The following is a 22,926-nucleotide window of genomic DNA, read 5'->3' as shown; positions in this document are numbered from 1 at the left end:
GGCGGACGGCGTCGCCGGTCACCGGCCTTCGCGCTGCCTGCGGGCGCGGAAGACGTCGGCCACGACGCTGCCTTCGGTGTTCGAGCCCTTCTCGATGACCGCGACGTTGTGGTACAGGTGCAGGCCCGAGACCGTCGTGTCCGTCGGGCGGGGCTCCCGGGCGTCCGGGCGCAGGAGCTCCTCGTGGTGCAGCCCGTCGACCAGTGCCTTGAGGAACCCGATCGTGTACCGCGGGTCGGCGAGGTCGGTGTCGTCGCCCTGGAACACCTCGGGCCAGTAGGACGTGCACAGGTCCTCGATGATGTACAGCCCGCCCGGCCGCAGGTGGCGGGCGAACAGCGTCCCGAACGTCTTGATGACGTGCTCGCTGATGTGGCTGCCGTCGTCGAGGATGAGGTCGAACGGCCCCCACTTCTCCGCGGCCTCGGTGACCTCCGCGGCGTTGGACTGGTCGGCGCGGAAGGTCGTCAGCCGGGGTTCGTCCACCAGGTGCTTGTCGAGGATGTCGATCCCGTAGACCAGGGCGCGCGGGAAGTAGTGCTTCCACGAGCGCAGCGACTTGCCGCCGCGCGCGGGGTCGTCGAACCCGCCGATGCCGATCTCGAGGACGTTCAGCCGCCGGTCGCGCAGCGGCCCGAGGTGCCGCTCGTAGTTGCGGGTGTACTGGTGCATCGCCGACCACTTGTCCGTGCCGTAGCGGACGGCGAGCTCGGTGAGGTCCACCTGCTCGGAGCGCTCCATCACCTGGACGACCCGGCGGGCGACGTCGTAGTAGGCCCGCGGCAGGTTCGGGCGCTCCGGGGTCGGGAACACGACCCCGGGACCGGGCCACCGGATCGTCCGGGTGACCGACGTGATGAGCTCGGCGGGGCCGTAGAGCGCGGTGGCGACCTCGGTCAGGTCCTGCGTCACGACCGGCGCGGGCAGGCTGCCGGCGCCGTTGCCCGCCGGGTCCGGCTCGTCGGTGACGTGCACGTGCCGCGGCGACACCGTCGCCGAGAACCGCTCGCCGCCGTGCTGCAGGACCACGTGGACCGAGGCGTTCTCGCCGTCGGCCAGGGGAACGTCGTCGAGGCAGGCGCGGAAGAGGATCTCGTCCAGCAGCACCCGTCCCACGCGCGCGACGCCGAACTCGCCGACGACGCCGCGGAGGTCGCCGTCGCGCGAGGCGGTGGCGGAAAGCAGCTTCGCGATGATTCCGGTGGATTCCCCGGCTCCCGGTGGCTGGGTGGCGTTCCGTTCCGTCAAAACAGTCATTGCGTCCCCCTGACAGCCCTGCTCGGCTTCAGCATGCCGGACCTCTCGGAAAGTACGTCGATTTCTCACCGAGCGTATCGGCGGACGGGCGCGGGCCCATCTCTTGCTGTGCTCCCCTCCGCGTCCTGTGTGGACGGTCCGGACCGGCTTCTCCGAGCGTGCGGTCCGTGTCCCCGCGGCGCAATCGGGAAGGCGAAACCCGGGCCCGGCGGTCCGACGATGGGGACATCGTGCGCACCCGAACAGAGGAGTCGTGCCATGCCCCGGATCACGGACAACGAAGACGGCAGCCAGACCTTCGCGGTGAACTCCCGCGAGCTCAAGGGGCTCGGCGAGGCGCTCGGGCACACCGTGCGCGACGTCGAGAAGGTGCTCGAGGTCGTCGACGGCCCCCGCTTCCGCGACGCGCTGAGCTTCGTCAAGTCCATCGTCGACTAGCGGCAGCCGAAGAACTCGCCGAGAAAGGGGCTCGCCGTGAGCCTGCACACCAAGCCGTCCGCCGGGGGCCGCACCCCCGCGATCGACGGGGTACGGGGGCTGGCCGCGCTCGCGCTCCTGACCGTGCACGTGGCCATGTTCTCCGGCTTGCTGGGTACCAAGGCGTTCGGCGAGCCCCGGCCGCCGAGCAACGGCGTGGGCGCCTTCTTCGTCAGCGGCATGCCGTCGTTCATCGGGGTGCTGTTCGTGCTCCCGGCGATGTACCTCTACCTGCCGCTGGCCAAGTCGATCATCGCCGGCGCACCGCTTCCCCCGCAGGGGCGCGGTTTCCTCCGGCGCCTGCTGCGCCTGCTGCCGGGCTACTACGTGATGTACCTGATCGTGCTGCTGACGCTGAACCGCGAGCACATCGACGGCCTCTGGTACGTGCTGCGGCCGATCCTGCTGCTGCAGGTGTTCGCGCAGGACCCGGCCCGGCCGCAGCTGATGAACGGCATGGAGATCACCTGGACCGTGCCGACCATGGTCATCTGGTACGCGGCGCTTCCGCTGATCGCCATGGCGGTGCGCCGGTTCGCGATGCGCGGCACGACCGTCGAGGCCAGGGCGCGGCGCCTGATGCTGCCGGTGCCGGTGCTGATCGCCGCCGGCGTCGCGTGGCTGTTCGTCGTCAAGGGCAACGGCTGGGACAACCGGATGGTGTTCTGGTGGCCGCAGGGCTTCGCCCCGACCATCGGGATCGGCATGGCGCTGGCCATCAAGCTGGCGGTGGCCCAGGTGAGTCCCGGGCGCACGCCGTCGCTGCTGCGCTCGGCCGCCGCGCGCCCGACGCTGTTCTGGCTCGCCGCCGTGGCGGTCTACCTGGTGAACTGCGCCCGGCCGTTCAGCGTGATCGGGATGGACGCCATCTACTCCACCAGCGGCCTGCTGGTGACCTACGTGATGGTCGCGCTGTTCGGCTTCTTCGCCGTGACGCCGCTGATCGCGCCGGGCGGTTCCGGCGGTGCCAGGCCGATCGTGGCGCTGCTGACCAGCCGTCCGGTCGTCCACTGCGGCAAGGTCGGGTTCGGCATCTACCTCTGGCACTTCGCGGTGATGCACTTCTTCTTCCAGCCCGGCGCGATCCTCGGCGGGGACTCCCGGCCGATCCGGGAGTTCTACGGCACCGTGGGGTTCTGGCGGCTCGAGCTCGTCACCGTGTTCGGCGCGGTGCTGATCGCGACGCTCAGCCATCACCTGATCGAGCAGCCGGCCCTGCGCTGGGGCGAGCAGTTCCTGCGCGGCCGGACCGGTCCGGCGAAGGAACGCGCGCCAGGCTCCCGGCCGGTGTTCGCCCCGGCACCTCCGGCCGGGGCCGCGACCGCCGTGACCGCCGCCCGTGCCGAACGCGACACCATCCGGGCGAACCTGGTGGCGGTGGAGTCCGCCCTCGCGGCACAGGTCCCGGCCGGCGCCGAGTTCACCGGCCGGACCCGGCGCCGGTTCGACGCGGACAGCGCGGAGCTCACCCGGCTGTGGGAGATCTTCACCGCGTATTCGTCCACAGTAGACGATCTGGACGCGGCGCTGGGTCGTCCCGATGACCTGGACGCGCTGCTGACCGGTCGCTCGGTACGGCTCGGCGGAGCGCCGAAACCGTTGCCGCAGCGGCACATCACCGACACCGGCGAGACGGTGTACACCCTGGGCGAAGCGGTCGCCGAGATGGAACGGCTGTTCCGGAAGGTCGTGGACCTCCTCGCGGCGCTGGAAGCGGTCCGCGCCGAGGTGCCGGACCGGCTGACGGCGATCACCGCCGACATCGGCCGGGCCCGCGACGGCGCCGACGGCACACTGCAGACCGAATTGGCCGCGGCCAAAGCCGACGTGCACCGCCTGTACCTCGCGGTGGGCACGGATCCGCTCGTCTTCTGGGACGGCGGCCGCGTCGACGTCACCGACGTCGAACGGCTGGCGGCGGACGTCGCCGACGCCGTCGGCCGCGCCCCCGGCCGGGCCGGGGAAGACCAGGAGCTCGCCGGCTGAGGCCGGCTCCCACGCCGATGCGAGTAGACCCGTGCGAGAGCGCGGGTCTACTCGCATCGTGCGGGCGGGAGGGCAATCGACAAGGCGAACGGGCCGCCGCCGGCTGTCACGATGAACCGGTGAAACCGGCCCATCTTCCCGAGGAGGCCAGGGTGGCCAGCACCTCCGCACTGCCAAGGACCGAACTCGTTCGCCGCGCGTCGAACCTGATCCCCCTGCTTCGCCAGAACGCGCACCGCACGGAACAGAACCGCAGCCTGCTCGACGAGACGGTCGAGGCGATGGCCGACGCCGGGTTCTTCAAGATGCGCGTCCCGGCTCGCTACGGCGGCTACGAAAGCGATACCGCCACCCAGGCGGCGGTGACCGCCGAGCTGGCCCGCGGCGACGGCGCGGCCGGCTGGACGATGTCCGTGTGGACGATCCCGGGCTGGATGGTCGGCATGTTCCCGGACGAGGTCCAGGACGAGGTCTACGCGACCGAGAACGTCCGCGTCTGCGGCACGTTGAGCCCGACCGCGGTCGCGACGCCGGTCGACGGCGGCTACACCGTCAACGGCCAGTGGGGGTTCATCAGCGGCGCGCCCCACAGTCACTGGCAGGAGATCATCGCGATGGCCCCCACGCCGGACGGGCAGGGCCAGTGGCCGGTGATGGCGCTGGTGCCGATGGCGGACCTGCGGCGCGTCGACGACTGGTATGCGTCCGGCCTGCGCGGTTCGGGCAGCATCACCACCGTCGCCGAGGACGTCTTCGTGCCCGAAGCGCGTGTCCTGCCGCTGGTCGCCGTCCTGCAGGAGCAGTACGCCTCCCGCCTCAACGCCGAGCTGCCGATGTACCGCGCGCCGCTGCTGGGGGTCGCCGCCGCGTCCTCGGTGGGCACGCTGGTCGGGCTGGCCAAGGCCGCGCAGGACGTCTTCATGGAACGCCTCGGCGGCCGGAAGATCACCTACAGCGACTACACCAGCCAGCGCGAAGCCCCGGTCACGCACCTGCAGGTCGGCCAGGCCGCGATGAAGATCGACCAGCTCGGCTTCCACGCCGACCGGGTCACCGCGCTGGCCGACGAGCGGTCCCGCACGGGCGAGCCGTGGAAGCTCGAGGAGCGGGCGCGCAGCCGCGCCGACGTGGCGGCCGCGTGCCAGCTGGCCAAGGAGGTCGTCGACGTCTTCGCCGGCGCCAGCGGCGGTTCCTCGATCTACGAGTCGGTGCCGATCCAGCGGATCCTGCGCGACGTCAACGCGGTGAACCTGCACGCGCTGATGGTGCCCAGCACCAACTACGAACTCTACGGCCGGATCCTCTGCGGCCTGGACCCCAACTCCACCTACATCTGAGCCGACTGTCCTCAGTGGATAGGGAGGGCACCCCCGGCAGGCCCGCCGCACGGGGGTGCGCTCCGGCGGTTTCCGGCCGGCGGCTGCGGTTCACCCGGGCGGCCCATGCGTTTCGCATGTCCCTGGCCTGGAAAGCGCACCCGCCAGAACGTCGAATCGGCACTACAGCGCGTGTCGGGTCCCGTGTTAGCGTTACTGTGCGTGCCCGAAGAGCGTGGTTCGAGCAACCGGCGGCCCCCGGCCGGCGGTGTGCGCCGGCACCGTGGCCGGCCCACGTGCGCTCGACGACCCGCTCGTCCCAGGCCGGAGACGAGGAAAGGCGGGACACACCACAGCCGTGGTCGCGTCGCAGGCCGGTGCCACCGCCGAAGGTTCGCCGCAGCGAGCCGGTGGTACCTCCGGAGGCGAACGGCCCGGGGTCTGTGCATGTCGTGTCACAACGAAGCAGTGAACCGTCCCCCTGAGAGAGTGATCGCAATGTCCGCAGAGACCAACCAGAGCGCCCGGCCGGCGGCGTCGCCGCCGGACGACATGAGCTTCTCGCCCGCGTTGAAGCGGGTGATGGTGGTGACCACGCTGGGAACGTTCATGGCGTTCCTGGACACCACCATCGTCAACCTGGCGCTGCACCCCCTCTCGGTCAGCATGCACGCCTCGCTGGACACCATCCAGTGGCTGGTCACCGCCTACCTGCTCGCCCTGGCGGCGTTCCTGCCCGCGACGAGCTGGCTGGCCGGCCGGTTCGGCGCCAAGAACATGTACGTGGTGAGCATCGCCTTGTTCACGCTCGCGTCGCTCGCCTGCGGCTTGGCCGACTCCGCCGCCCAGCTGATCGCCTTCCGCGTCGTCCAGGGCGCCACCGCGGGGATCGCGGTCCCGGTCGCGCAGATGCTGCTGGTCCGCACGTCCGGCCCGAAGCTCATGGCCCGGGCCATGAGCATGACCGGCGTACCCACGATCCTGGCGCCGGTCATCGGCCCGACGATCGGCGGGCTGCTGCTTGAACACGCCGGCTGGGAATGGATCTTCTACCTCAACGTCCCGATCGGCGTGCTGACCGTCGTGCTGTCGCTGCGGCTGCTTCCGCGCGACACCCGGGAGGACACCGGCCGGCTGGACGTCACCGGCCTGCTGCTCATCATCGCCGGCGGCGTCGCCCTGACCTACGGTCTCGCCGAGATCGGCAGGCAGGGCCGGGTCAGCTCGTCGGCACCGCTCATCTGGTGCGTGGTGGGGCTGGTCCTGGTGACCTCGTTCACGGTCTACGCGCTGCGCGCGCGCAAGCCGCTGGTCGATCTGCGGCTGTTCAAGCTCCCGGTCTACGCGGCCGGGGCGCTGACCAGCTTCTGCCTGGGTGCCGCGGTCTTCGGCGCCAGCATCCTGCTGCCGCTGTACTTCCAGATCGTGCGGCACGAGGGCGCGGTCGTCACCGGCCTGCTCCTCATCGCGCAGGGGATCGGTGTCGCCATCGCGATCTGGCGCTCCGCCCGGCTCATCGACAAGCTGGGCAGCGGGCTCACCGCGCTGATCGGCGGCACGATCAGCATCGTCGCGACCATTCCGTTCGCGTTCATCGGGGCGCACACGCCCTACTGGTACCTGTGCCTGCTCATGTTCGTCCGCGGGCTCGGCGTCGGCGGCACCACCGTCCCGGCCACCACGGCGATCTACCGGGCCATCCCGCCGGCGAAGATCGGAGACGCCACCGTCCAGCTCAACGTGCTGCAGCGGTTCGGTGGTTCGCTGGCCACGGCGGTGTTCATCGTGGTGCTGCAGAGCCAGCTGACCGGCGCGGCGGACCCGGTGCGGCAGGCCGCCGGCTTCGGCACCGCCTTCTGGTGGGTGGTCGCCATCGCGGTCGGCTGCACGCTGCCGACGTTCCTGCTGGTCTCGGCCGAGCGCAAGGCCGCCCGCGCCCCCGCGGCGGCTCCCGCCGCCTGACGTCGTGGTTCGCGCCGGAAGCCGGATTCGGTGGCCCCGTGCCCCCGGTCCGGCTTCCGGCGCTTTCCGCACCGAACCGAAAACCATGGAGACGCGATGACCAAAGCCAAGGGGAAGGCGGCGAAGCCGTCCGAAATCGACAGCCACGACGTGATCCGGGTGCAGGGCGCCCGCGAGAACAACCTGAAGGGCGTGGACGTCGACATCCCGAAACGCCGGCTGACGGTGTTCACGGGGGTGTCCGGGTCGGGCAAGAGCTCGCTCGTGTTCGGCACGATCGCCGCGGAGTCGCAACGGCTGATCAACGAGACCTACAGCGCCTACGTCCAGGGGTTCCTGCCGAGCGTGGCGCGGCCGGAGGTCGACGTGCTCGAAGGCCTGACGACGGCGATCGTCGTCGACCAGGAGCGGATGGGCTCGAACTCCCGCTCGACCGTCGGCACGGCCACGGACGTCAACGCGATGCTGCGGATCGTCTTCAGCAGGCTCGGTGAGCCGAGTGCCGGCCCGCCGTTCCACTACAGCTTCAATTCGCCCGCCGGCGCGTGCCCGGAGTGCGAAGGCACGGGCAGCAGCACCGATCTCGACCTCACCCAGCTGTACGACGCGTCCAAGTCGCTCGCCGAGGGCGCCATCACCGTTCCCGGCTTCACCGTGGACGGCTGGAAGGTGAAGACCTACCTGGCCGCGGAGTTCCTGGACGGGAACAAGCCGATCCGCAAGTACACCAAGGCCGAGCTGCAGAAGTTCCTCCACGGCGAGCCGACCAAGGTGAAGGTCGACAGCTTCAACATGACCTACGAGGGTCTGGTGACGCGGATCCAGAAGTCCTTCCTCTCCAAGGACCGCGACTCGCTGCAGCCCCACATCCGGGCGTTCGTCGACCGGGCGGTCACCACGACCACCTGCCCGGAGTGCGACGGCACCCGGCTGGGCAAGGCGGCCCGCGCGTCGAAGGTCGGCGGGATCACCATCGCCGACGCGTGCTCGATGCAGATCAGCGACCTCGGCGGCTGGGTCCGCAAGATCAAGAAGGCCTCGGTCGCGCCGCTGCTCGCGACGCTGCAGCGCACGCTCGACTCGTTCGTGGAGATCGGGCTGGGCTACCTCTCGCTCGACCGCCCGTCGGGCACGCTGTCCGGCGGCGAAGCCCAGCGCGTCAAGATGATCCGCCAGCTCGGGTCGTCGCTGACCGACACGACCTACGTCTTCGACGAGCCGACGACGGGGCTCCACCCGCACGACATCCAGAAGATGAACGAACTGCTGCTGCGCCTGCGGGACAAGAACAACACCGTGCTGGTCGTGGAGCACAAGCCGGAGACGATCGCGATCGCCGACCACGTCGTGGACCTCGGGCCGGGTGCGGGCACCGAGGGCGGCACGGTCTGCTTCGAAGGCACCGTGGCCGGGCTGCGTTCCAGCGACACCGTCACCGGCCGCCACTTCGACGACCGGGCCTCGCTGAAGGACGCGGTGCGCGAGCCGACCGGCGTGCTCGAGGTACGCGGTGCCGGTTCGCACAACCTCCAGGACGTCGACGTCGACATCCCGCTGGGCGTGCTGACCGTGGTGACCGGGGTGGCGGGTTCCGGCAAGAGCTCGCTGATCCACGGTTCGGTGGCCGGACAGGACGACGTGATCGCGGTCGACCAGACCGCCATCCGCGGCTCGCGCCGCAGCAACCCGGCGACCTACACCGGCCTGCTGGAGCCGATCCGCAAGGCGTTCGCCAAGGCCAACGGCGTCAAGCCGGCTCTGTTCAGCACGAACTCCGAGGGCGCCTGCCCCAACTGCAACGGCGTCGGCGTGACCTACACCGACCTCGCCATGATGGCCGGCGTGGCCACGACCTGCGAACAGTGCGAGGGCAAGCGGTTCCAGGCCGAAGTGCTGGAGTACACCTTCGGCGGCAAGGACATCAGCGAGGTGCTGGAGATGCCGGTCGCCGAAGCCGAGCGGTTCTTCGGCCGCGGGAAGGCGCAGCTACCGGCCGCGCACGCGATCCTCGAACGGCTCGTCGACGTCGGCCTCGGCTACCTCCGGCTCGGCCAGCCGCTCACGACGCTGTCCGGCGGCGAGCGGCAGCGGATCAAGCTGGCGACCAACATGGGCGAGAAGGCCGGCATCTTCGTCCTGGACGAGCCGACGACCGGCCTGCACCTGGCCGACGTCGAGCAGCTGCTCGGCCTGCTGGACCGGCTGGTCGACGCGGGCAAGTCGGTGATCGTCATCGAGCACCACCAGGCGGTGATGGCCCACGCGGACTGGATCATCGACCTCGGCCCGGGCGCCGGCCACGACGGCGGCAAGATCGTGTTCGAAGGCACCCCGGCGGACCTGGTCGCCGACGGCTCGACCCGCACCGGTGAGCACCTCGCCGCCTACGTGAAGGGCTGAGCACACACAGAATCCGAGGCCGGCAGCACGAGTGCTGCCGGCCTCGGACTGGTGGCGTCAGGCGGTGCGGAAGAAGGCGATGCGCCCGGCTTTGCCGTACTCCCGGTCGGCGAGCGGCAGCTTGATCCGGTAGCGCAGCGGCAGTTTCCGGCGCATCGCGCGCGGGGGCTTGGTGATCGTCGCCGAGTCGATCAGCTCCAGGCCGAGGTGTTCGAGTGCGCCCGGGTCGTCGCAGGCCCACGTCATCGCGGAGACGTTCCGGGCGGCGGCCATCGCCCGCTGGCGTTCGACCATCTGCCGGGAATACGTGTCGAGGGCGACGAACGAGCCGGGGAAGCGGCGCACGATGCGCGCCAGGAGCGCGTGGACGTCCTCTTCGGAGAAGTAGGCGAGCATCCCCTCGGTGACGAACAGGTGCGGGCCGGGGGAGCCGGCGACCACGTCCAGCCACTCTTCGTCCAAAGCGGACGCCGTGATCATCCGGCGCCGGCCGGTGTCCTCGAAGAACGCGCGGCGCAGTTCGATCGTGTCGGGCAGGTCCAGGTCGAACCAGTGCAGCCGGCCGTTGTCGACCCGTTCGAACCGGGTGTTCAGGCCCGTCCCGAGCTCCACCACGGTTCCGGCGGGGTGCCGGGCCAGGAACTCGCGGACGTAGGTGTCGAAGACCGCGGTGCGCAGCACCGGGCCCCAGCCGCCGGGCACCTCGGCGTACTTGGTGTCGTAGCCGATGGCCCGGACGAGCTCGACGGCCTTCGGGTCCCGCAGCACCGGGCCCCACCGGTTCGTCTCGCGCGCACGGGAAACCAGCGGGATGAACAACGTCTGCTGGACGGCGCCGAGGCGCACTTCGTGCTTGCCCGCCTCGCCGGCGTCGCCGGTCAGGGTTCCCGTGCTGTCCACCCTCGCGTCTCCTTCGTGCCTGTCGGGCATCGTTCCTCCTCGGTTTTCGCCAGCGGAGTCCCGGCCGCCCGCGTCGCGCCGAAGCGCTCGGCGGAGACGGAGGCTCTCGTCGATTCCACCCGAATCGGTGCGCGACTGCGCCTTCTGTATTGCTCGCGGGCCACGGCGCACCGCATTCCGGGAGACGCCGCGCCGGAGCGGAGAAAACAGGATGGACCAGGCACTGCGTGCGCGTCGGTTTGGTCCTTCCCCGCCGCGCACGCGGCCCGCCGCGAGTTTCGCGACAGAATCGAGGGTGGCACATGACGGTTCCGGAGGCATGGTGGTCGGGACACGCCGGATACGCGGCGCGGATCCTGTCGAGACTGGCCGAAACCCCCGGACGCACGGCCGTGCACTGGCGCGGGCGGGCGGTGTCCGCCGGCGCGCTGGCCGACGCGGTCGGCAGGACCGCGCGGGCGCTGCGGGAGCACGGAGTCGGTGCGGGGGAAATGCTGGGCGTCCTCGTCGCACCGAACGGCCCTGACACGCTTTCCGTGCGCTACGCGGCACATCTGCTGGGCGCGACGGTCTGCTACCTGCGTTCGGCCAATGCCGCCACGACGGCGGCGGAGCTGTCCACCGGCGACCAGCTGGACATGGCGCTGCGGATCTCCGCGAAACTGGTCGCCGACGCGGAAAACGAAGAACGTGCCACGCTCTTGAGCGAGCGCTCGGGCGGCCGGATCGCGGTGATCCGGACCGCCGGGCCGGCCGCGGGCGACCCCGGGCGGGCCGCCGCCTGGTCCCCGGACGCACCGGCGGTCGTCAGCCTGACGAGCGGGAGCACCGGGAAGCCGAAGGGCATCCAGCTGTCCGGCCGGGCCTGGGAAAGCCGGTTCACCTCGACCGGGGCGTCCCTGACCGAAGGGGCCGGGGCGAAGCTGCTGGTCGCCACCCCGCTCAGCCACACCGCCGGTCCGGTCGCCGACGCGGTGCTCGCGGCGGGCGGCACGCTGGTGCTGCACGACGAAGTGCGCCCGGCCGAGGTCCTGCGGGCCGTGGCCGCGCACGGCATCACCCGGATGTTCGTGGCCACTCCGCACCTGTACGAACTGCTGGACGCCTACCGGCGCGAAGAACCGGACCTCGGGTCGCTCCAGCGGCTGATCTACGGCGGCTCGCCCGCCTCCCCGGCCAAGATCGCCGAAGCCATCGAGGCGTTCGGGCCGATCCTCGTCCAGGGCTACGGGACCAACGAAAGCGGGCCGATCTCCTGCCTTACCCCGGCCGACCACGGCGACCCCGCCGCGCTCAGCACGGTCGGCCGCCCGTTCCCGGACGTCAAGGTCCGGGTGTGCCGCCCCGGCTCCCAGGAGGAGCTGCCGGTGGGCGAACTCGGCGAGGTGTGCGTGCACTCCACGCACCTCATGGACGGCTACTGGCAGGACCCGGAGCGCACCGCGCAGGCGCTGCGCGAGGGCTGGTACCGCACGGGCGACCTCGGCGTCCTCGACGCGGCCGGACGGCTCCGGCTGCTCGACCGGATCGCCGACGTCATCAAGGCCAACGGCATCAAGATCTACCCGACGTCGGTCGAGCGCGCGATCCTGGCGATCCCCGGGGTCGCCCAGGCCGCGGTGTACGGCGTGCGGGACGAGAACCGCAACGAGCACGTGCACGCCGCGATCGTCGCTCGTGAAGGAGCCCGGGTCGGCGCGGACCTGGTGCGTGCGCGGGTCACGACGGCGCTGTCCGCGCTGCACGCCCCCGAAGAAGTCCGGCTGCTCGACGCGATGCCGCTCAACCACACGGGCAAGCCGGACAAACCACAGCTACGACGGACCGCGCCGGCCGGGACGTCGGAAGGAAGGTGAACTCCGCAATGAACGCGCTCATCGACCACTTCACCCGCGAGATGGAAGAATTCGGGAACCGCAAACGGGATTTCCTCGAGATCGGCAGGCGTGCCGGCCGGTTCCCGAGCGCGGTGGCGAAGACGGGCGGCCGCGACCACGACATCAGTGTCTGGTGCAGCAACGACTACCTGAGCATGGGCCAGCACCCGGTCGTGCTCGCCGCGGTCAAGGAGGCGGTGGACGCCTTCGGGGCGGGCGCGGGCGGTTCCCGCAACATCGGCGGCACCAACCACTACCACGTCCTGCTCGAAAAGGAGCTCGCCGAGCTGCACGGCAAGGAGGCGGCGGCCATCTTCCCGTCCGGCTACACCGCCAACGACGGTGCGCTGTCGGTGCTGGCCGGGCGCGCCCCGGACACGATCGTCTTCTCCGACGAGCTGAACCACGCGTCGATCATCGACGGCCTGCGCCACAGCAAGGCGGAGAAGAAGATCTTCCGGCACAACGACACCGCGCACCTCGAAGAGCTGATCGCCGCCCACCCGGACCGGCCGAAGCTGATCGTGCTCGAATCGGTGTACTCGATGTCCGGCGACGTGGCGCCGCTGGCCGAGGTGGTCCGCATCGCCAAGGACCACGACGCCGTCCTGTACCTCGACGAGGTGCACGCGGTCGGCATGTACGGGCCGGAGGGCGCGGGCATCGCGGCGCGCGAGGGGCTCGCCGGGGACGTCGACGTCGTCATGGGCACCACCGGCAAGGGCTTCGGCACCGCAGGCGGGTACATCGCGGGCCCGGCGGTCCTGGTGGACGCCGTCCGCAGTTTCTCGCGCTCGTTCATCTTCACCACGTCCTTGCCGCCTTCGACGGCGGCCGGTGCGCTGGCCGCCGTCAAGCACCTGCGCGGCTCGGAACTCGAGCGCACCCGCCTGGCGCAGAACGCCCGCCTGCTGCAGCGACGGCTCACCGGGCTCGGCATCCCGTTCATCTCGGCCGACTCGCACATCGTGTCGGTGTTCGTCGGCGACGACGCCCGCTGCCGCCGGCTGTCGGCGCTCCTGCTGGAGCGCCACGGGATCTACGTCCAGCCGATCAACGCGCCCAGCGTGCGCACGGGCGAGGAGATCCTCCGGGCCGCGCCCTCGGCGACGCACACCACCGACGAGGTCGAACGCTTCGCCGCCGCGCTGGACGGGCTCTGGTCGGAGGTCGGGATGGCCCGTGAGACGGCGGTGCGTGCCGCGTGATGTCGCTCGCCGCCGTGCTCGCCGACGCGGCGGCACGGCGTCCCGGGCACCCCGCCGTCGTCTTCGGGCCGGAAACCTGGACGTACCGGCAGCTGTGGCTCGGGGCGCGGCGGTACGCAGCCGTGCTGGCCGCCCGCGGGGTCACCGCCGGCGGCACGGTGGCCCTGCTGCTGCCGAACTCGCCGCGGTTCCCGATGGCCTACTTCGGCGCGCTGGCGCTCGGCGCGACCGTCGTGCCGGTGCACGGGCTGCTGAAGGCGGGCGAGATCGAGTACGTCCTGCGCGACTCCGGGGCCGACGTGCTCGTCTGCGCCGACGAGTTGCTCGGCGAAGGCGCGGCCGGAGCCGGGCGGGCGGGCGTGGCCGTGCTGCCGGTGTCCGAGCTGGCCGAGCGGGCCGGGCGGGCCACGCCGATCGAGCGCTACGTGCCGCGCGCCCCCGGTGACGTCGCTGTGGTGCTCTACACCTCGGGGACCACGGGCCGGCCCAAAGGCGCCATGCTGACGCACGCCGGGCTCACCATGAACATCACCGTGACCATGCTTTCGCCGTTCCGGTTCGGGCCCGAGGACGTGCTGCTCGGGGCGCTGCCGCTGTTCCACACCTTCGGCCAGGTCTGCGGCATGGGCGTCTGCTTCCGGGCCGGCGCCACCCTGGTGCTGATGCCGTCGTTCACCGCCGCCGGGGCGGCCGAGCTGCTGGCAGCCCACCGGTGCACGGTGTTCATGGGCGTCCCGACGATGTTCCTCGCGCTCCTCGAAGCGGGGCCGCCGTCCGGCGGCGTGCTCGAGCGGGCGTACTCCGGCGGTGCCGCGCTGCCGGTCAAAGTGCTCGAGGACTTCGAAGCGGCGTTCGGCTGCCCGATCTACGAGGGCTACGGCATGACCGAGACCTCGCCGGTGATCGCCTACAACCAGCCGGGGCTGCCGCGCCGGCCGGGGACGGTCGGGCTGCCGGTGTGGGGGGTCGAAGCCGAGATCGCCCGGCCGGAGCCCGAAGACCGCGTCGACCTGGCCCCGGCCGGGGAGGTCGGCGAGATCGTCGTGCGCGGGCACAACCTGATGGCCGGCTATCTCGGGCGGCCGGCGGCGACCGCGGCCGCCGTGGTGGACGGGTGGTTCCGCACCGGCGACCTCGGCGTGAAGGACCAGGACGGCTACCTGACCCTGGTGGACCGCAAGAAGGACATGGTGGTGCGCGGCGGCTACAACGTCTACCCGCGCGAGGTCGAAGAGGTGCTGGCGCGGCACCCCGCCGTGGCGCAGGTGGCCGTGCTCGGGGTGCCGGACGCCCGCTACGGCGAAGAAGTCTGCGCAGTGGTCCGGGCCACCGAGGAGGCCGAGGCCGGGCCCGCGCTCGGCGCGGCGATTTCGGCGTGGAGCAGGGAACGCATGGCCGCGTACAAGTACCCGCGGCGGGTGGAGTTCGTCGACGAATTCCCGGTCGGCCCGAGCGGAAAGGTCCTCAAGCGCGAGCTCGCGGCGCGGTACGAGCGCCGGGCGGCGTAACGCACTTCCGTCCGCACGGCGGAAAACCGCGGGTGCCCCTTTTGAGGGGCACCCGCGGTTTTCGTGGTTCACCAAGCGACGGGCAGCGTTTCGATGCCGTAGACGTTGGTGTCCTTCTTGAATTCGAGGTCGTCGAGCGAAGCGGCGAGCTTGAGCCCGGGCAGCCGGTCGAAGAGCACGCGGAAGGTCGTGCACAGCACCTCGCGGGCGAGGTTCTGGCCGATGCACTGGTGGACTCCGTAGCCGAAGGCGATGTGACGGCGCGTGCCGTTTTCGACGTCCAGGACGTCGGGCTCGCCGAAGGCGTGGTGGTCGCGGTTCGCCGAGGCGAAGGAGACGATGACGCCTTCGCCGGCGCGGATCGTCGTCCCGGCGACCTCGATGTCCGCGGTGGCGACCCGGGGCATCGCGTCGATGACGCCGACGTGGCGCAGGAGCTCCTCCACGACCCGCTCGACGGCTTCCGGGTGACCGGTCAGGTAGGCGAGCTGGTCCGGGTGGGTGAGCAGGTCGGCGACGCCGAGGGTGATCATGCCGGTGGTCGTCTCGTACCCCGCCACGAGCAGCGTCATGGCGAGGCCCACGATCAGCTCGTGGTCGAACGCCCGCGTGGTGCGGTTGTTGACGACCAGCCTGCCGAGCAGGTCGTCGGTCGGTGCGTCCTCCTTGGCGGTGATGAGCTCGTCCATGTAGGCGCGCAGTTCGGCGGCGGCGCGCTGGCGTTGCCGCGGCTCGGTGTTCTGGCCGACCATGTCGGCGGTCCGTGCCTTGAACATCTCACGGTCGGCGTAGGGGATGCCCAGGAGCGTGCACAGCACCATGAGGGGCACCGGCATCGACACGGTGGCCACCAGGTCCGCCGGCGGCCCGGCGGCGACCAGCGCGTCGACGGAGTCGTCGGCCACCTGCCGGATGTAGGGCCGCAGCCGCTGGATGCGCCGGAAGGTGAACTCGGTGATCAGCATGCGGCGCCGGACGTTGTGCTCGGGCGGGTCCAGTCCCACGAGGGACTTGGCGACCGCGGCGATGTTGCGGCGAGACTGCGGCGTCACCGGTTCGAGCATGGGAAAGCCCGGATGGGTGCGGTCGGCGCTCAGCCGCGAGTCGACGAGTACCCGGCGGGCGTCCTCGAACCGGGTCACCAGCCAGGCGACGTGGCCGTCGGCCACCCGGACGCGGGAGACCGGTTCGTCCCGGCGCAACGCTTCGTAACCACGCGGTGGTCCGATCCCGTTCGCGCGGCCGAGCGGGAAGTCCGGGACCGCGTCACCGCCCCCGGCGCCCGCCGGGCAACTCGGACGTTCCACACTCATCGGCGAACTCCTTCCGGCGCCGCGGAAACCGGCGGCCGTGGTTGTCGAGCGGCACGCCGGTCGACACGAACACAAACGATCGACGCCGCCGAACCTATCCAGCCGGGCGCGCGGGGCGCTAATTCGTCATTGCTCTCCTGCGGACCCGCCTTCGACCGTGCGGTTGTTTCGCGCGGGCGAAAACCGGGAATAGCCGAAGAGTTGCCGGCGCAGTTTCCCCGGATCGGGGAAACGGTGGCGGTGACGGCGTGTTGACTGGGCCGGTGACCGGCCGATGGCCATCATGGCGTGGCCGGTACGCCACCAACACGCCCGGCGTATCACCGACTCATCGGGAGTGTCATGGACATCGTAGTCGTCAACCACGTCACTTTGGACGGCGTCATGCAGGGCCCCGGCTGGCCGGAGGAAGACACCCGCGGTGGGTTCACCCACGGCGGGTGGGCCGACGCCGACACCGACGACGTCATGCTGAAGGCCTGGGGCGAGGAGATGAACGACAGCAGCGGCTTCCTCTTCGGCCGCCGCACCTACGAAGGGATCATGAGCTACTGGAACAAGAAGGGGGGCGCGTTCCGCGACTCGCTCAACAGCGCCCGGAAGTACGTGGTTTCCGAATCCCTTTCCGAGCCCCTCGAGTGGCCCAACTCCACGCTCATCAGCGGCGACGTCCCGGCGAGGATCGCCGAACTGAAAGAAGAACCGGGCGACGACCTGCACATCATGGGCAGCGGCAAGCTGATCCAGTCACTCGGCGCGCACGACCTGATCGACAAGTACGTCCTTTCCATCCACGCCCTGGTGCTCGGCACCGGCCTGCGCCTGTTCGAAGAGGGGTTCGTCCCCACCGCGTTCAAGCTCGCCGGCACGACGACGACCACGACCGGCGTCGTCATCGCGACCTTCACCAACGGGACGCGGCCGAAGACGCCGTGATCCCCGCGCGGTGACCGCGCACTCGGAGAGAAGCCCCGGTGCCCCGGCGCTCGTATCGTTCACTGCGAGAGCGAGTGAAGGACGAACGGTCACATCCAGGGGAAGGTGCTTCAGGCATGACCGAGATCGAGGAACCGCTGGCGTACCCGTTCCCCCCTGCGTCCTCGGTGCACCACCCCTCGCCGGTTTTCGCGCGGCTGCGGGAGGAACGGCCCGTGGCGCGGATCAGGACGCCGGACGGCAACACCGCCTGGCTGGCGACGCGGTACGAAGACGTCCGCCAAGTGCTCTTGGACCCGCGCTTCAGCCGCGCCGCCGCGGCCGGCCCGGACGTGCCGCTGACCGGCATCGCCCGCCTGGCCAAGGAATCGATGCTCGGCATGGACCCGCCGGAGCACACGCGGCTGCGCCGGCTCGTGGCGAGCGCGTTCACCGCACGCCGGGTGAACGCGCTCCGCCCGCGGGTGGTCAAGCTCGTCGACGACCTGCTGACGGCGATGCAGCCGCTGCGGCGGCCGGCCGACCTGGTCGAGAACCTTTCGCTTCGCCTGCCGCTGCAGGTGATCGGCGACCTCATCGGCGTGCCCGAGCAGGAGCGCCGCATCCTGCACGACTGGGCCGACACGGTCATGGGCGGGTGGAGCGCCGACCCGGGTGCGCTCGACCCGACGATCGACCGCGTCGCCGGCTACTTCGGCGAGCTGATCGAGGCGAAGCGGAAGAACCCGGCGGACGACCTGATGTCGGTGCTCATCGCCGCCCGCGACGAAGAAGACCGGCTCACCGAACGGGAGCTGGTCGTGCTCTGCCTGGGCCTGCTGATCGTCGGGCACGCGACGACGGTCGGCCACATCAACATGTTCCTGCTGACCCTGCTGCGGTACCCCGGCGAGTTCGCGAAGCTGCGGGCGAGGCCGGAACTCGTGCCCCAGGCGGTCGAGGAGCTGCTGCGGTTCATCCAGCTCAGCGACGGCGGCGGTGCCCTGCCGCGGGTCACCACCGAAGAGGTCGAGCTCGGTGGCGTGCGGCTGCCCGCGGGCGCTGTCGTCATGCAGGCGATCAACTCCGGGAACCGGGATCCCCACCAGTTCCCCGAACCCGACCGGCTGGACCTCACCCGCACCGCCAATCAGCACCTCAGCTTCGGCGTCGGCGTGCACCACTGCATCGGCGCGTCGCTCGCCCGCATGGAATTGCAGGAAGCGTTGCACGGGCTCCTCCGGCACATGCCCGAAGTACGCGTGGCGGTGCCGGAGTCGGAGCTGAAGTTCAAGCAGGGCATGTTCATCAAGACGCTCGAGGAGCTTCCGGTCGAGTGGTGAGCGGTCGCCCCGTCCGCCCCGGCTTTCGCCCGCGCGCGCCGGGAACCAGAGAGGACACGGTCTGTGAAGGTGGTCTTCGTCCCGCTGCCCGGGATCAGCCACGCGTTCCACATGGTCCCGCTGGCCTGGGGGCTGCTGGCCGCCGGCCACGACGTCACTTTCCTCACCGGCGACGAAGCGATCGTGGTGCGTGACGCGGGGGTGCCGGTGGTCGACCCGATCCCGGACGTGGCGGCCGAGCGCCGTCCGCTGCGCAGCAGCGTGCCGCAGGTGTTCAAGCGGTCGGCGCACCTGAGCGCCGAAGAGCTGGTCGAGCTGCGCACAATGGTGGTGCGCCTGTGGGACAACCAGGTCGACGCCTTCGTCGCGGCCGCGAAACGGCTCGAGCCGGACCTGGTCGTCTACGATCCGGTGTTCAACGCGGGACTCGTGGCCGCCTCGGTGCTCGGCGTGCCGGCGGTCGGCCACGGCCTCGGGCCGGCGCGGTACGCCCCGGAGTTCCTGCGCGAGCACGCGCCGTCGGCGTTCGAGCGCCACGGGGTGGAGCTGCCGGAGCGGCTGGCGACGGTCGACATCGTCCCGGAAAGCCTGGCGGAGAGCGGGACACCGACCTGGCGCATGCGTTTCGTCCCCTACGGCGGCGCGGGGATCGCGCCGTTGTGGGCCTTCGACCCGCCGGCGCGTCCGAGGATCGCGGTAACGCTGGGCAAGGTGTCCGCGGCGACCGTCGGCGGCTCGCGGCTCGCCCGCGTCGTCGAGGCGGCCCACGAGATCGACGCGGAGTTCGTCCTGACGGTCGACGAGGCCACGGCGGAAACGCTCGGCCCGCTGCCGCCGAACATCCGGATCGCCGGCTGGGTCCCGCTCGCGACCCTGTTCCGCACTTGTGCCGCTGTCGTCCACCACGGGGGCAGCGGCAGCATGCTCACCGCGTGCGTGGCGGGAATCCCGCAGTTCGTGGTGCCGGAAGGTTTGGGGTACGAGGTGAACGCCCGCGCGGTGACGCGCCGCGGCTGCGGCTTTTCGGGCGCGGCCGAGGACATCACGGCGGAGTCGATCGGAAGGCTGCTGTCCGAAGACCGGCTGCGGGCGGCCGCGACCGACCTGCGTCACGAATTCGAAAAGCTGCCCGCACCCGCCGACATGGTGGCGGAGCTGACGGATTTCCCACGGTGAAGTGCGCGGTTGTGGTGGAATGAACCCATGCCAGAACTGACCCCGTTTCTGCTTTTCGACGGCAACTGCGCCGAAGCGATGCAGTTCTACCGGCAATGCCTGGGCGGCGAGCTGACGGTCGTCCGCGTCGCCGACACGCCGATGAAGGAACAGCTGCCGCAGGAACAGCACGGCAAAGTGACGTACGCCCAGCTGCGCAGCGGCGATCTGAGTTTTTCGGCCACGGACTGGCTCCACCCGACGAGGACCCCCAAACCGGGGAACACGGTGGCGCTTTACTTCACGGGCCGCGGTTACGCGGAATTGAGGCCGGTGTTCGACGAACTGGCCGCCGGAGCGGACCCGGACCTGCTCGACGAGCTCCGCGACGTCCCGTTCGGCATCTACGGGCACCTCGCCGACAAGTTCGGCGTGCACTGGTTCTTCCGCGGCGAAGCCGGAAACTGACGCGCGCCGATCGAGGCCGGCTGTTCCCGTTTCGCGCGTTCAGAACCAGTCTTCGAGTGTGGCGGCGACGTCGGCCGGGCTGGGCTGGGTGGCGATTTCCGCGGAGACCTGGGCCGCGGCGGTCCGGTACTCGGCCGACTCGAGGACGGTGCGGCACGCCCGGTAGATCGCTTCCGTGGTGGTTTCCTCGGGCAGCAACACGATTCCCGGGCCGCCCTTGGCCACGGTTTCGGCGTTGTCGAACTGGTCGTCGAACTGCGGGACCATCACCTGCGGGCACGCCGCGGCGAGCGCGGTCAGCGAGGTGCCCTGCCCGGCGTGGTTGACGGTCGCCGCGCACGTGTTCAGCACTTCGGCCAAGGGCAGCCGGCCGGCGTGGCGCACGTGACCGGGCAACGCCGGCCACGTCGCGGCCACCCGGTCGTCGATCGCCACGACGACCTCGACCCCCAGCGAACCGAGCCGGTGGAGCAGCGGGACCACGAGTCCCCCGATGTCCCGCGAACCGAGATGGGGCAGCAGCGTGCCGAACGTCAGGCACACCCGGCGCGGGTGCCGGCTGCCGGTCAGCCAGCCGGGAACGGACGCGTCGCCGTTGTAGCCCACGTGACGGATGCTCCGGTGGTTCTCGGCGTACGCCGCACGCAGGCTCGGCGGCCAGGGATTCAGGACGACGTCGGCGGCCCCGAAGGGGAGACCACCCCATTCGGCCTCCCAGGCGGCCTGGTATTCGGGCAGTTCGGCGGCACCCCAGTGCAGTTCGGCGCGCGGCACCCCGCCGGCGGAGGCCGCGAGCGGGCCGGCCAGCTCGGCACGTTCGCTGACCACCAGGTCGGGCCGCCAGTCCCGCAGGAGCGCTTCGGCACCGGGAAGACTCCGGCGCGCGATCTGCGCGAAAGCGAGGCCGTGCGCGAACCGCTTTTCCCCGGCCGGAACGCCGTCGGTCGCGGCGACGTCCGCGATGCCGCCGGAGCTGCTCCACGAGCACGCCGGCAGCCCGGCGCGCAGGACCGTGGGCCGGAAATCGTCGGTCGTGGCCACCAGGATCTGGTGCCCACGCGCCCGACAAGCCCAGGCGAGCGGCACCAAGGGGAAGAAGTGACCGGGCAAACCGACGGTGGTGAAGAGAATGCGCACGGCCACTCCCGGTTCGCGGATTCGGTGACGGCAAGGCTATCCCCGCCCGGCCTCCGCCCTTCTCCTGAATTGACCTTTCGTCACGTCGAATCCACGGTGGCGGTGGTGGGCCGCCGGTTCCTCCACAACGCCGCCGCCTGGCGGATTGCCTGATGGTCACCGCCGAGGACTGGCGCACCGTGGTGCCCTTGGCGCTGTCCGAATCGGACGCTCACCGGCCTGGGACAACTGAGTTCGGCCGCGTCAGGCTGCCTCCGAAGTGGACGGTCGCGAGCGATCGGCCGGGTCCGTTCCGGCCGGCTGGAACCTGTCCGGCGGCAGCCCGGCGGGTTCCGTCGTGGACGGACACGCGATGCCGGGCGCGGTGCCCGGCTGAGCCGTCGCCGGCCGGGTCGCCAGACGTCGCAGTTTGGTCAGGTGCCGCTGGACGAGGCCCGCGCGCCGGGCTTCGTCCAGGGCGGCGCGCGTGATGCTGTTGTCGCGACGGCGCCGGTGCCGTCCGCCGGTTTGGTTGTGGTCCACGGTGTGTCTCCGCCTCCTTGACGGGTGGGATGTCTCCCTCGATCGGGTCGGCGTGTCGCTGCGCCGGTGACGGTGTCATTGCTCGGTGTGATCGCCCGGTTGCGGGGAAGCGCGACCGGCGGATTTGCCGTCCGGATAACAAGGTTGTCTCGAGACGAACTCGGCCTGGGATCGTTGGGCCACCTGGCCGCTCGCACGGTGCGTCGTCTGGACCTGTCTGCCCAGCGGGGGAATGCGCGGCGGCCACCGTCCACTGTGGGAGCACGGCGGCGGGAAAAGCAGTTCCGGTGTGGGGCCGGTCACGTGGCCAGGGCGCGTCGTGCGCAGCCGCACACGACGTCTTCCCTGGTGGCGCCCCCGGCAGGACTCGAACCTGCGACCTAGAGATTAGAAGGCTCTTGCTCTATCCAGCTGAGCTACGAGGGCCCGCGCCGACGGCTGCTGCCGGTCGATGCCGGTCGCCCGGCACCGGCAGCTTAGTCGTCGCCATCCTCTCGATCGTTCGACACCGGCGAATCGTTTCAGGTCTCGTTCGACTTAATTGGGGGACTCGGTGGCGGCACCGTCACGGCGGGCGACGGGACCCGCCCGGGGACGGCTCCGGCTGGGGCCCGTGGGCGCGCCGTGCCGCGGAGGCGCGCCCACGGGGTGGGGCCGCTGTCGGGGAAGCGGCCCCGGACGGGCCCGTCCGCCGCCGCGAGCCGGCTCCCCCTTGGAGCGGACGGCGGTGCGGGCCCAGCTCATGGCGTCACTCCCAGATCTGGATCCCGCGGACCAGGAAGGGTGCGTCCGGCACGAACGTGCCGCCACCCGGGTAGGTGACGAAATCCCCCTCGGTCGAGCATTCCTCGCTCTGGTACACCGTGACGTCCCGGCTCAGGAGATTCGCGAACGACGATCCTTCGAATCCTGCGGGTAGCGGAATGCATTCCTCGGGATTGGCGGTGCGCAGGTCGAATCGCTGCGCATCGCCGCCGTAGCCGTCGGCCTGCCAGACGCAGAACTCCCCCTTCCGGCAGGGCGGATCCGGCTGCCCGGGAGCGGCTTGGGCGACTCCCGCGCTGGTCAGAAGCCCGATGGTGGCCAGGATCAGCAGGTGCGGCAGGCGGAAGCGGAGACGACGTGAAGACATGGTGGTTTCCCCTTTGCGGATTCTCGGCCTCGCGGGCCGCGGTGAACTGT

At 70.9% G+C, this 22,926-nt stretch carries 18 protein-coding genes and 1 tRNA gene; 12 read left to right on the top strand and 7 right to left on the bottom strand.

Features of this window, described 5'->3' with window-relative positions; all coding sequences use genetic code 11:
- Positions 1-18 precede the first annotated feature (18 nt).
- A complete protein-coding gene (locus CF165_RS46825; RefSeq protein ID WP_143268872.1) occupies positions 19-1,257 on the bottom strand; it encodes a class I SAM-dependent methyltransferase in 1,239 nt (412 codons plus the stop codon).
- 258 nt (positions 1,258-1,515) lie between these two features.
- Between CF165_RS46825 and CF165_RS46820 the strand changes: the two genes are divergently transcribed.
- From CF165_RS46820 to CF165_RS46800, 5 genes are all read left to right on the top strand, one after another.
- Complete coding sequence (locus CF165_RS46820) at positions 1,516-1,695, top strand: hypothetical protein (RefSeq protein WP_093954070.1); 180 nt, start codon at positions 1,516-1,518, stop codon at positions 1,693-1,695.
- Positions 1,696-1,731: 36 nt separating this feature from the next.
- Positions 1,732-3,720 (top strand): acyltransferase family protein, encoded by a 1,989-nt coding sequence (locus CF165_RS46815; protein ID WP_093954069.1) that lies wholly within the window; start codon positions 1,732-1,734, stop codon positions 3,718-3,720.
- A gap of 152 nt (positions 3,721-3,872) precedes the next feature.
- Entirely contained in the window at positions 3,873-5,057 is a 1,185-nt protein-coding gene (locus tag CF165_RS46810; RefSeq protein WP_240522154.1) for an acyl-CoA dehydrogenase family protein, read from the top strand.
- A 477-nt stretch (positions 5,058-5,534) separates the two neighbouring features.
- Positions 5,535-6,998 (top strand): MDR family MFS transporter, encoded by a 1,464-nt coding sequence (locus CF165_RS46805; protein WP_158226949.1) that lies wholly within the window; start codon positions 5,535-5,537, stop codon positions 6,996-6,998.
- A 96-nt stretch (positions 6,999-7,094) separates the two neighbouring features.
- Entirely contained in the window at positions 7,095-9,398 is a 2,304-nt protein-coding gene (locus tag CF165_RS46800) for an ATP-binding cassette domain-containing protein (protein ID WP_093954066.1), read from the top strand.
- A gap of 57 nt (positions 9,399-9,455) precedes the next feature.
- Here CF165_RS46800 and CF165_RS46795 read toward each other — a convergent pair whose 3' ends face one another.
- The gene (locus CF165_RS46795; protein WP_158226948.1) at positions 9,456-10,328 is read right to left on the bottom strand and encodes a class I SAM-dependent methyltransferase; all 873 of its coding nucleotides are present in this window, start codon (positions 10,326-10,328) and stop codon (positions 9,456-9,458) included.
- Positions 10,329-10,600: 272 nt separating this feature from the next.
- Between CF165_RS46795 and CF165_RS46790 the strand changes: the two genes are divergently transcribed.
- From CF165_RS46790 to CF165_RS46780, 3 genes are read left to right on the top strand one after another with little or no spacing between them, the layout of a single operon-like run.
- The gene (locus CF165_RS46790) at positions 10,601-12,154 is read left to right on the top strand and encodes a class I adenylate-forming enzyme family protein (RefSeq protein WP_093954064.1); all 1,554 of its coding nucleotides are present in this window, start codon (positions 10,601-10,603) and stop codon (positions 12,152-12,154) included.
- 8 nt (positions 12,155-12,162) lie between these two features.
- The gene (gene hemA / locus CF165_RS46785) at positions 12,163-13,383 is read left to right on the top strand and encodes a 5-aminolevulinate synthase (protein ID WP_093954063.1); all 1,221 of its coding nucleotides are present in this window, start codon (positions 12,163-12,165) and stop codon (positions 13,381-13,383) included.
- Entirely contained in the window at positions 13,383-14,891 is a 1,509-nt protein-coding gene (locus CF165_RS46780; RefSeq protein ID WP_093954062.1) for a long-chain-fatty-acid--CoA ligase, read from the top strand. The genes hemA and CF165_RS46780 overlap by 1 nt, the downstream gene beginning before the upstream one ends.
- 68 nt (positions 14,892-14,959) lie before the next feature.
- Here the strand turns inward: CF165_RS46780 and CF165_RS46775 are convergent, their stop codons facing one another.
- On the bottom strand, positions 14,960-16,204 hold the full coding sequence (locus CF165_RS46775) for a cytochrome P450 (RefSeq protein WP_093954061.1): 1,245 nt from the start codon (positions 16,202-16,204) through the stop codon (positions 14,960-14,962).
- 342 nt (positions 16,205-16,546) lie between these two features.
- Here CF165_RS46775 and CF165_RS46770 point away from each other — a divergent pair, with 342 nt between their 5' ends.
- The 4 genes from CF165_RS46770 to CF165_RS46755 all read left to right on the top strand — a co-directional run bounded on the left by CF165_RS46770 (position 16,547) and on the right by CF165_RS46755 (position 20,085).
- Positions 16,547-17,140: a dihydrofolate reductase family protein gene (locus CF165_RS46770; protein WP_093954060.1), complete on the top strand. Its 594-nt coding sequence runs from the start codon at positions 16,547-16,549 to the stop codon at positions 17,138-17,140.
- A gap of 116 nt (positions 17,141-17,256) precedes the next feature.
- Positions 17,257-18,462, top strand: coding sequence for a cytochrome P450 (locus CF165_RS46765; RefSeq protein ID WP_093954059.1), 1,206 nt, complete (start codon positions 17,257-17,259; stop codon positions 18,460-18,462).
- 63 nt (positions 18,463-18,525) lie between these two features.
- On the top strand, positions 18,526-19,638 hold the full coding sequence (locus tag CF165_RS46760; protein ID WP_093954058.1) for a nucleotide disphospho-sugar-binding domain-containing protein: 1,113 nt from the start codon (positions 18,526-18,528) through the stop codon (positions 19,636-19,638).
- Positions 19,639-19,665: 27 nt separating this feature from the next.
- Positions 19,666-20,085 carry a VOC family protein gene (locus CF165_RS46755; RefSeq protein WP_093954057.1) on the top strand — a complete coding sequence of 140 codons (420 nt, stop codon included), beginning with the start codon at positions 19,666-19,668 and terminating at the stop codon, positions 20,083-20,085.
- Positions 20,086-20,124: 39 nt separating this feature from the next.
- Here CF165_RS46755 and CF165_RS46750 read toward each other — a convergent pair whose 3' ends face one another.
- The 4 genes from CF165_RS46750 to CF165_RS46735 all read right to left on the bottom strand — a co-directional run bounded on the left by CF165_RS46750 (position 20,125) and on the right by CF165_RS46735 (position 22,876).
- The gene (locus CF165_RS46750; protein ID WP_143268871.1) at positions 20,125-21,222 is read right to left on the bottom strand and encodes a glycosyltransferase; all 1,098 of its coding nucleotides are present in this window, start codon (positions 21,220-21,222) and stop codon (positions 20,125-20,127) included.
- A gap of 243 nt (positions 21,223-21,465) precedes the next feature.
- A complete protein-coding gene (locus CF165_RS46745; protein ID WP_093954055.1) occupies positions 21,466-21,744 on the bottom strand; it encodes a hypothetical protein in 279 nt (92 codons plus the stop codon).
- A gap of 349 nt (positions 21,745-22,093) precedes the next feature.
- Positions 22,094-22,170: transfer RNA gene (locus CF165_RS46740), tRNA-Arg, on the bottom strand.
- Positions 22,171-22,492: 322 nt separating this feature from the next.
- A complete protein-coding gene (locus tag CF165_RS46735) occupies positions 22,493-22,876 on the bottom strand; it encodes a peptidase inhibitor family I36 protein (RefSeq protein ID WP_093954054.1) in 384 nt (127 codons plus the stop codon).
- Positions 22,877-22,926: the final 50 nt, after the last annotated feature.

It is taken from the genome of Amycolatopsis vastitatis (assembly GCF_002234595.1).
Taxonomy (GTDB): Bacteria; Actinomycetota; Actinomycetes; order Mycobacteriales; family Pseudonocardiaceae; genus Amycolatopsis; species Amycolatopsis vastitatis.
This window is presented reverse-complemented; position numbering and strand designations above follow the sequence as displayed.

Bases quoted from the DNA above. Each gene is read 5' to 3' on its own strand.
- CF165_RS46825 (WP_143268872.1), bottom strand. From the start codon at position 1,257: ATGACTGTTTTGACGGAACGGAACGCCACCCAGCCACCGGGAGCCGGG.
- CF165_RS46820 (WP_093954070.1), top strand. From the start codon at position 1,516: ATGCCCCGGATCACGGACAACGAAGACGGCAGCCAGACCTTCGCGGTG.
- CF165_RS46805 (WP_158226949.1), top strand. From the start codon at position 5,535: ATGTCCGCAGAGACCAACCAGAGCGCCCGGCCGGCGGCGTCGCCGCCG.
- CF165_RS46800 (WP_093954066.1), top strand. From the start codon at position 7,095: ATGACCAAAGCCAAGGGGAAGGCGGCGAAGCCGTCCGAAATCGACAGC.
- CF165_RS46795 (WP_158226948.1), bottom strand. From the start codon at position 10,328: ATGCCCGACAGGCACGAAGGAGACGCGAGGGTGGACAGCACGGGAACC.
- CF165_RS46790 (WP_093954064.1), top strand. From the start codon at position 10,601: ATGACGGTTCCGGAGGCATGGTGGTCGGGACACGCCGGATACGCGGCG.
- hemA (WP_093954063.1), top strand. From the start codon at position 12,163: ATGAACGCGCTCATCGACCACTTCACCCGCGAGATGGAAGAATTCGGG.
- CF165_RS46780 (WP_093954062.1), top strand. From the start codon at position 13,383: ATGTCGCTCGCCGCCGTGCTCGCCGACGCGGCGGCACGGCGTCCCGGG.
- CF165_RS46775 (WP_093954061.1), bottom strand. From the start codon at position 16,204: ATGAGTGTGGAACGTCCGAGTTGCCCGGCGGGCGCCGGGGGCGGTGAC.
- CF165_RS46770 (WP_093954060.1), top strand. From the start codon at position 16,547: ATGGACATCGTAGTCGTCAACCACGTCACTTTGGACGGCGTCATGCAG.
- CF165_RS46765 (WP_093954059.1), top strand. From the start codon at position 17,257: ATGACCGAGATCGAGGAACCGCTGGCGTACCCGTTCCCCCCTGCGTCC.
- CF165_RS46755 (WP_093954057.1), top strand. From the start codon at position 19,666: ATGCCAGAACTGACCCCGTTTCTGCTTTTCGACGGCAACTGCGCCGAA.
- CF165_RS46735 (WP_093954054.1), bottom strand. From the start codon at position 22,876: ATGTCTTCACGTCGTCTCCGCTTCCGCCTGCCGCACCTGCTGATCCTG.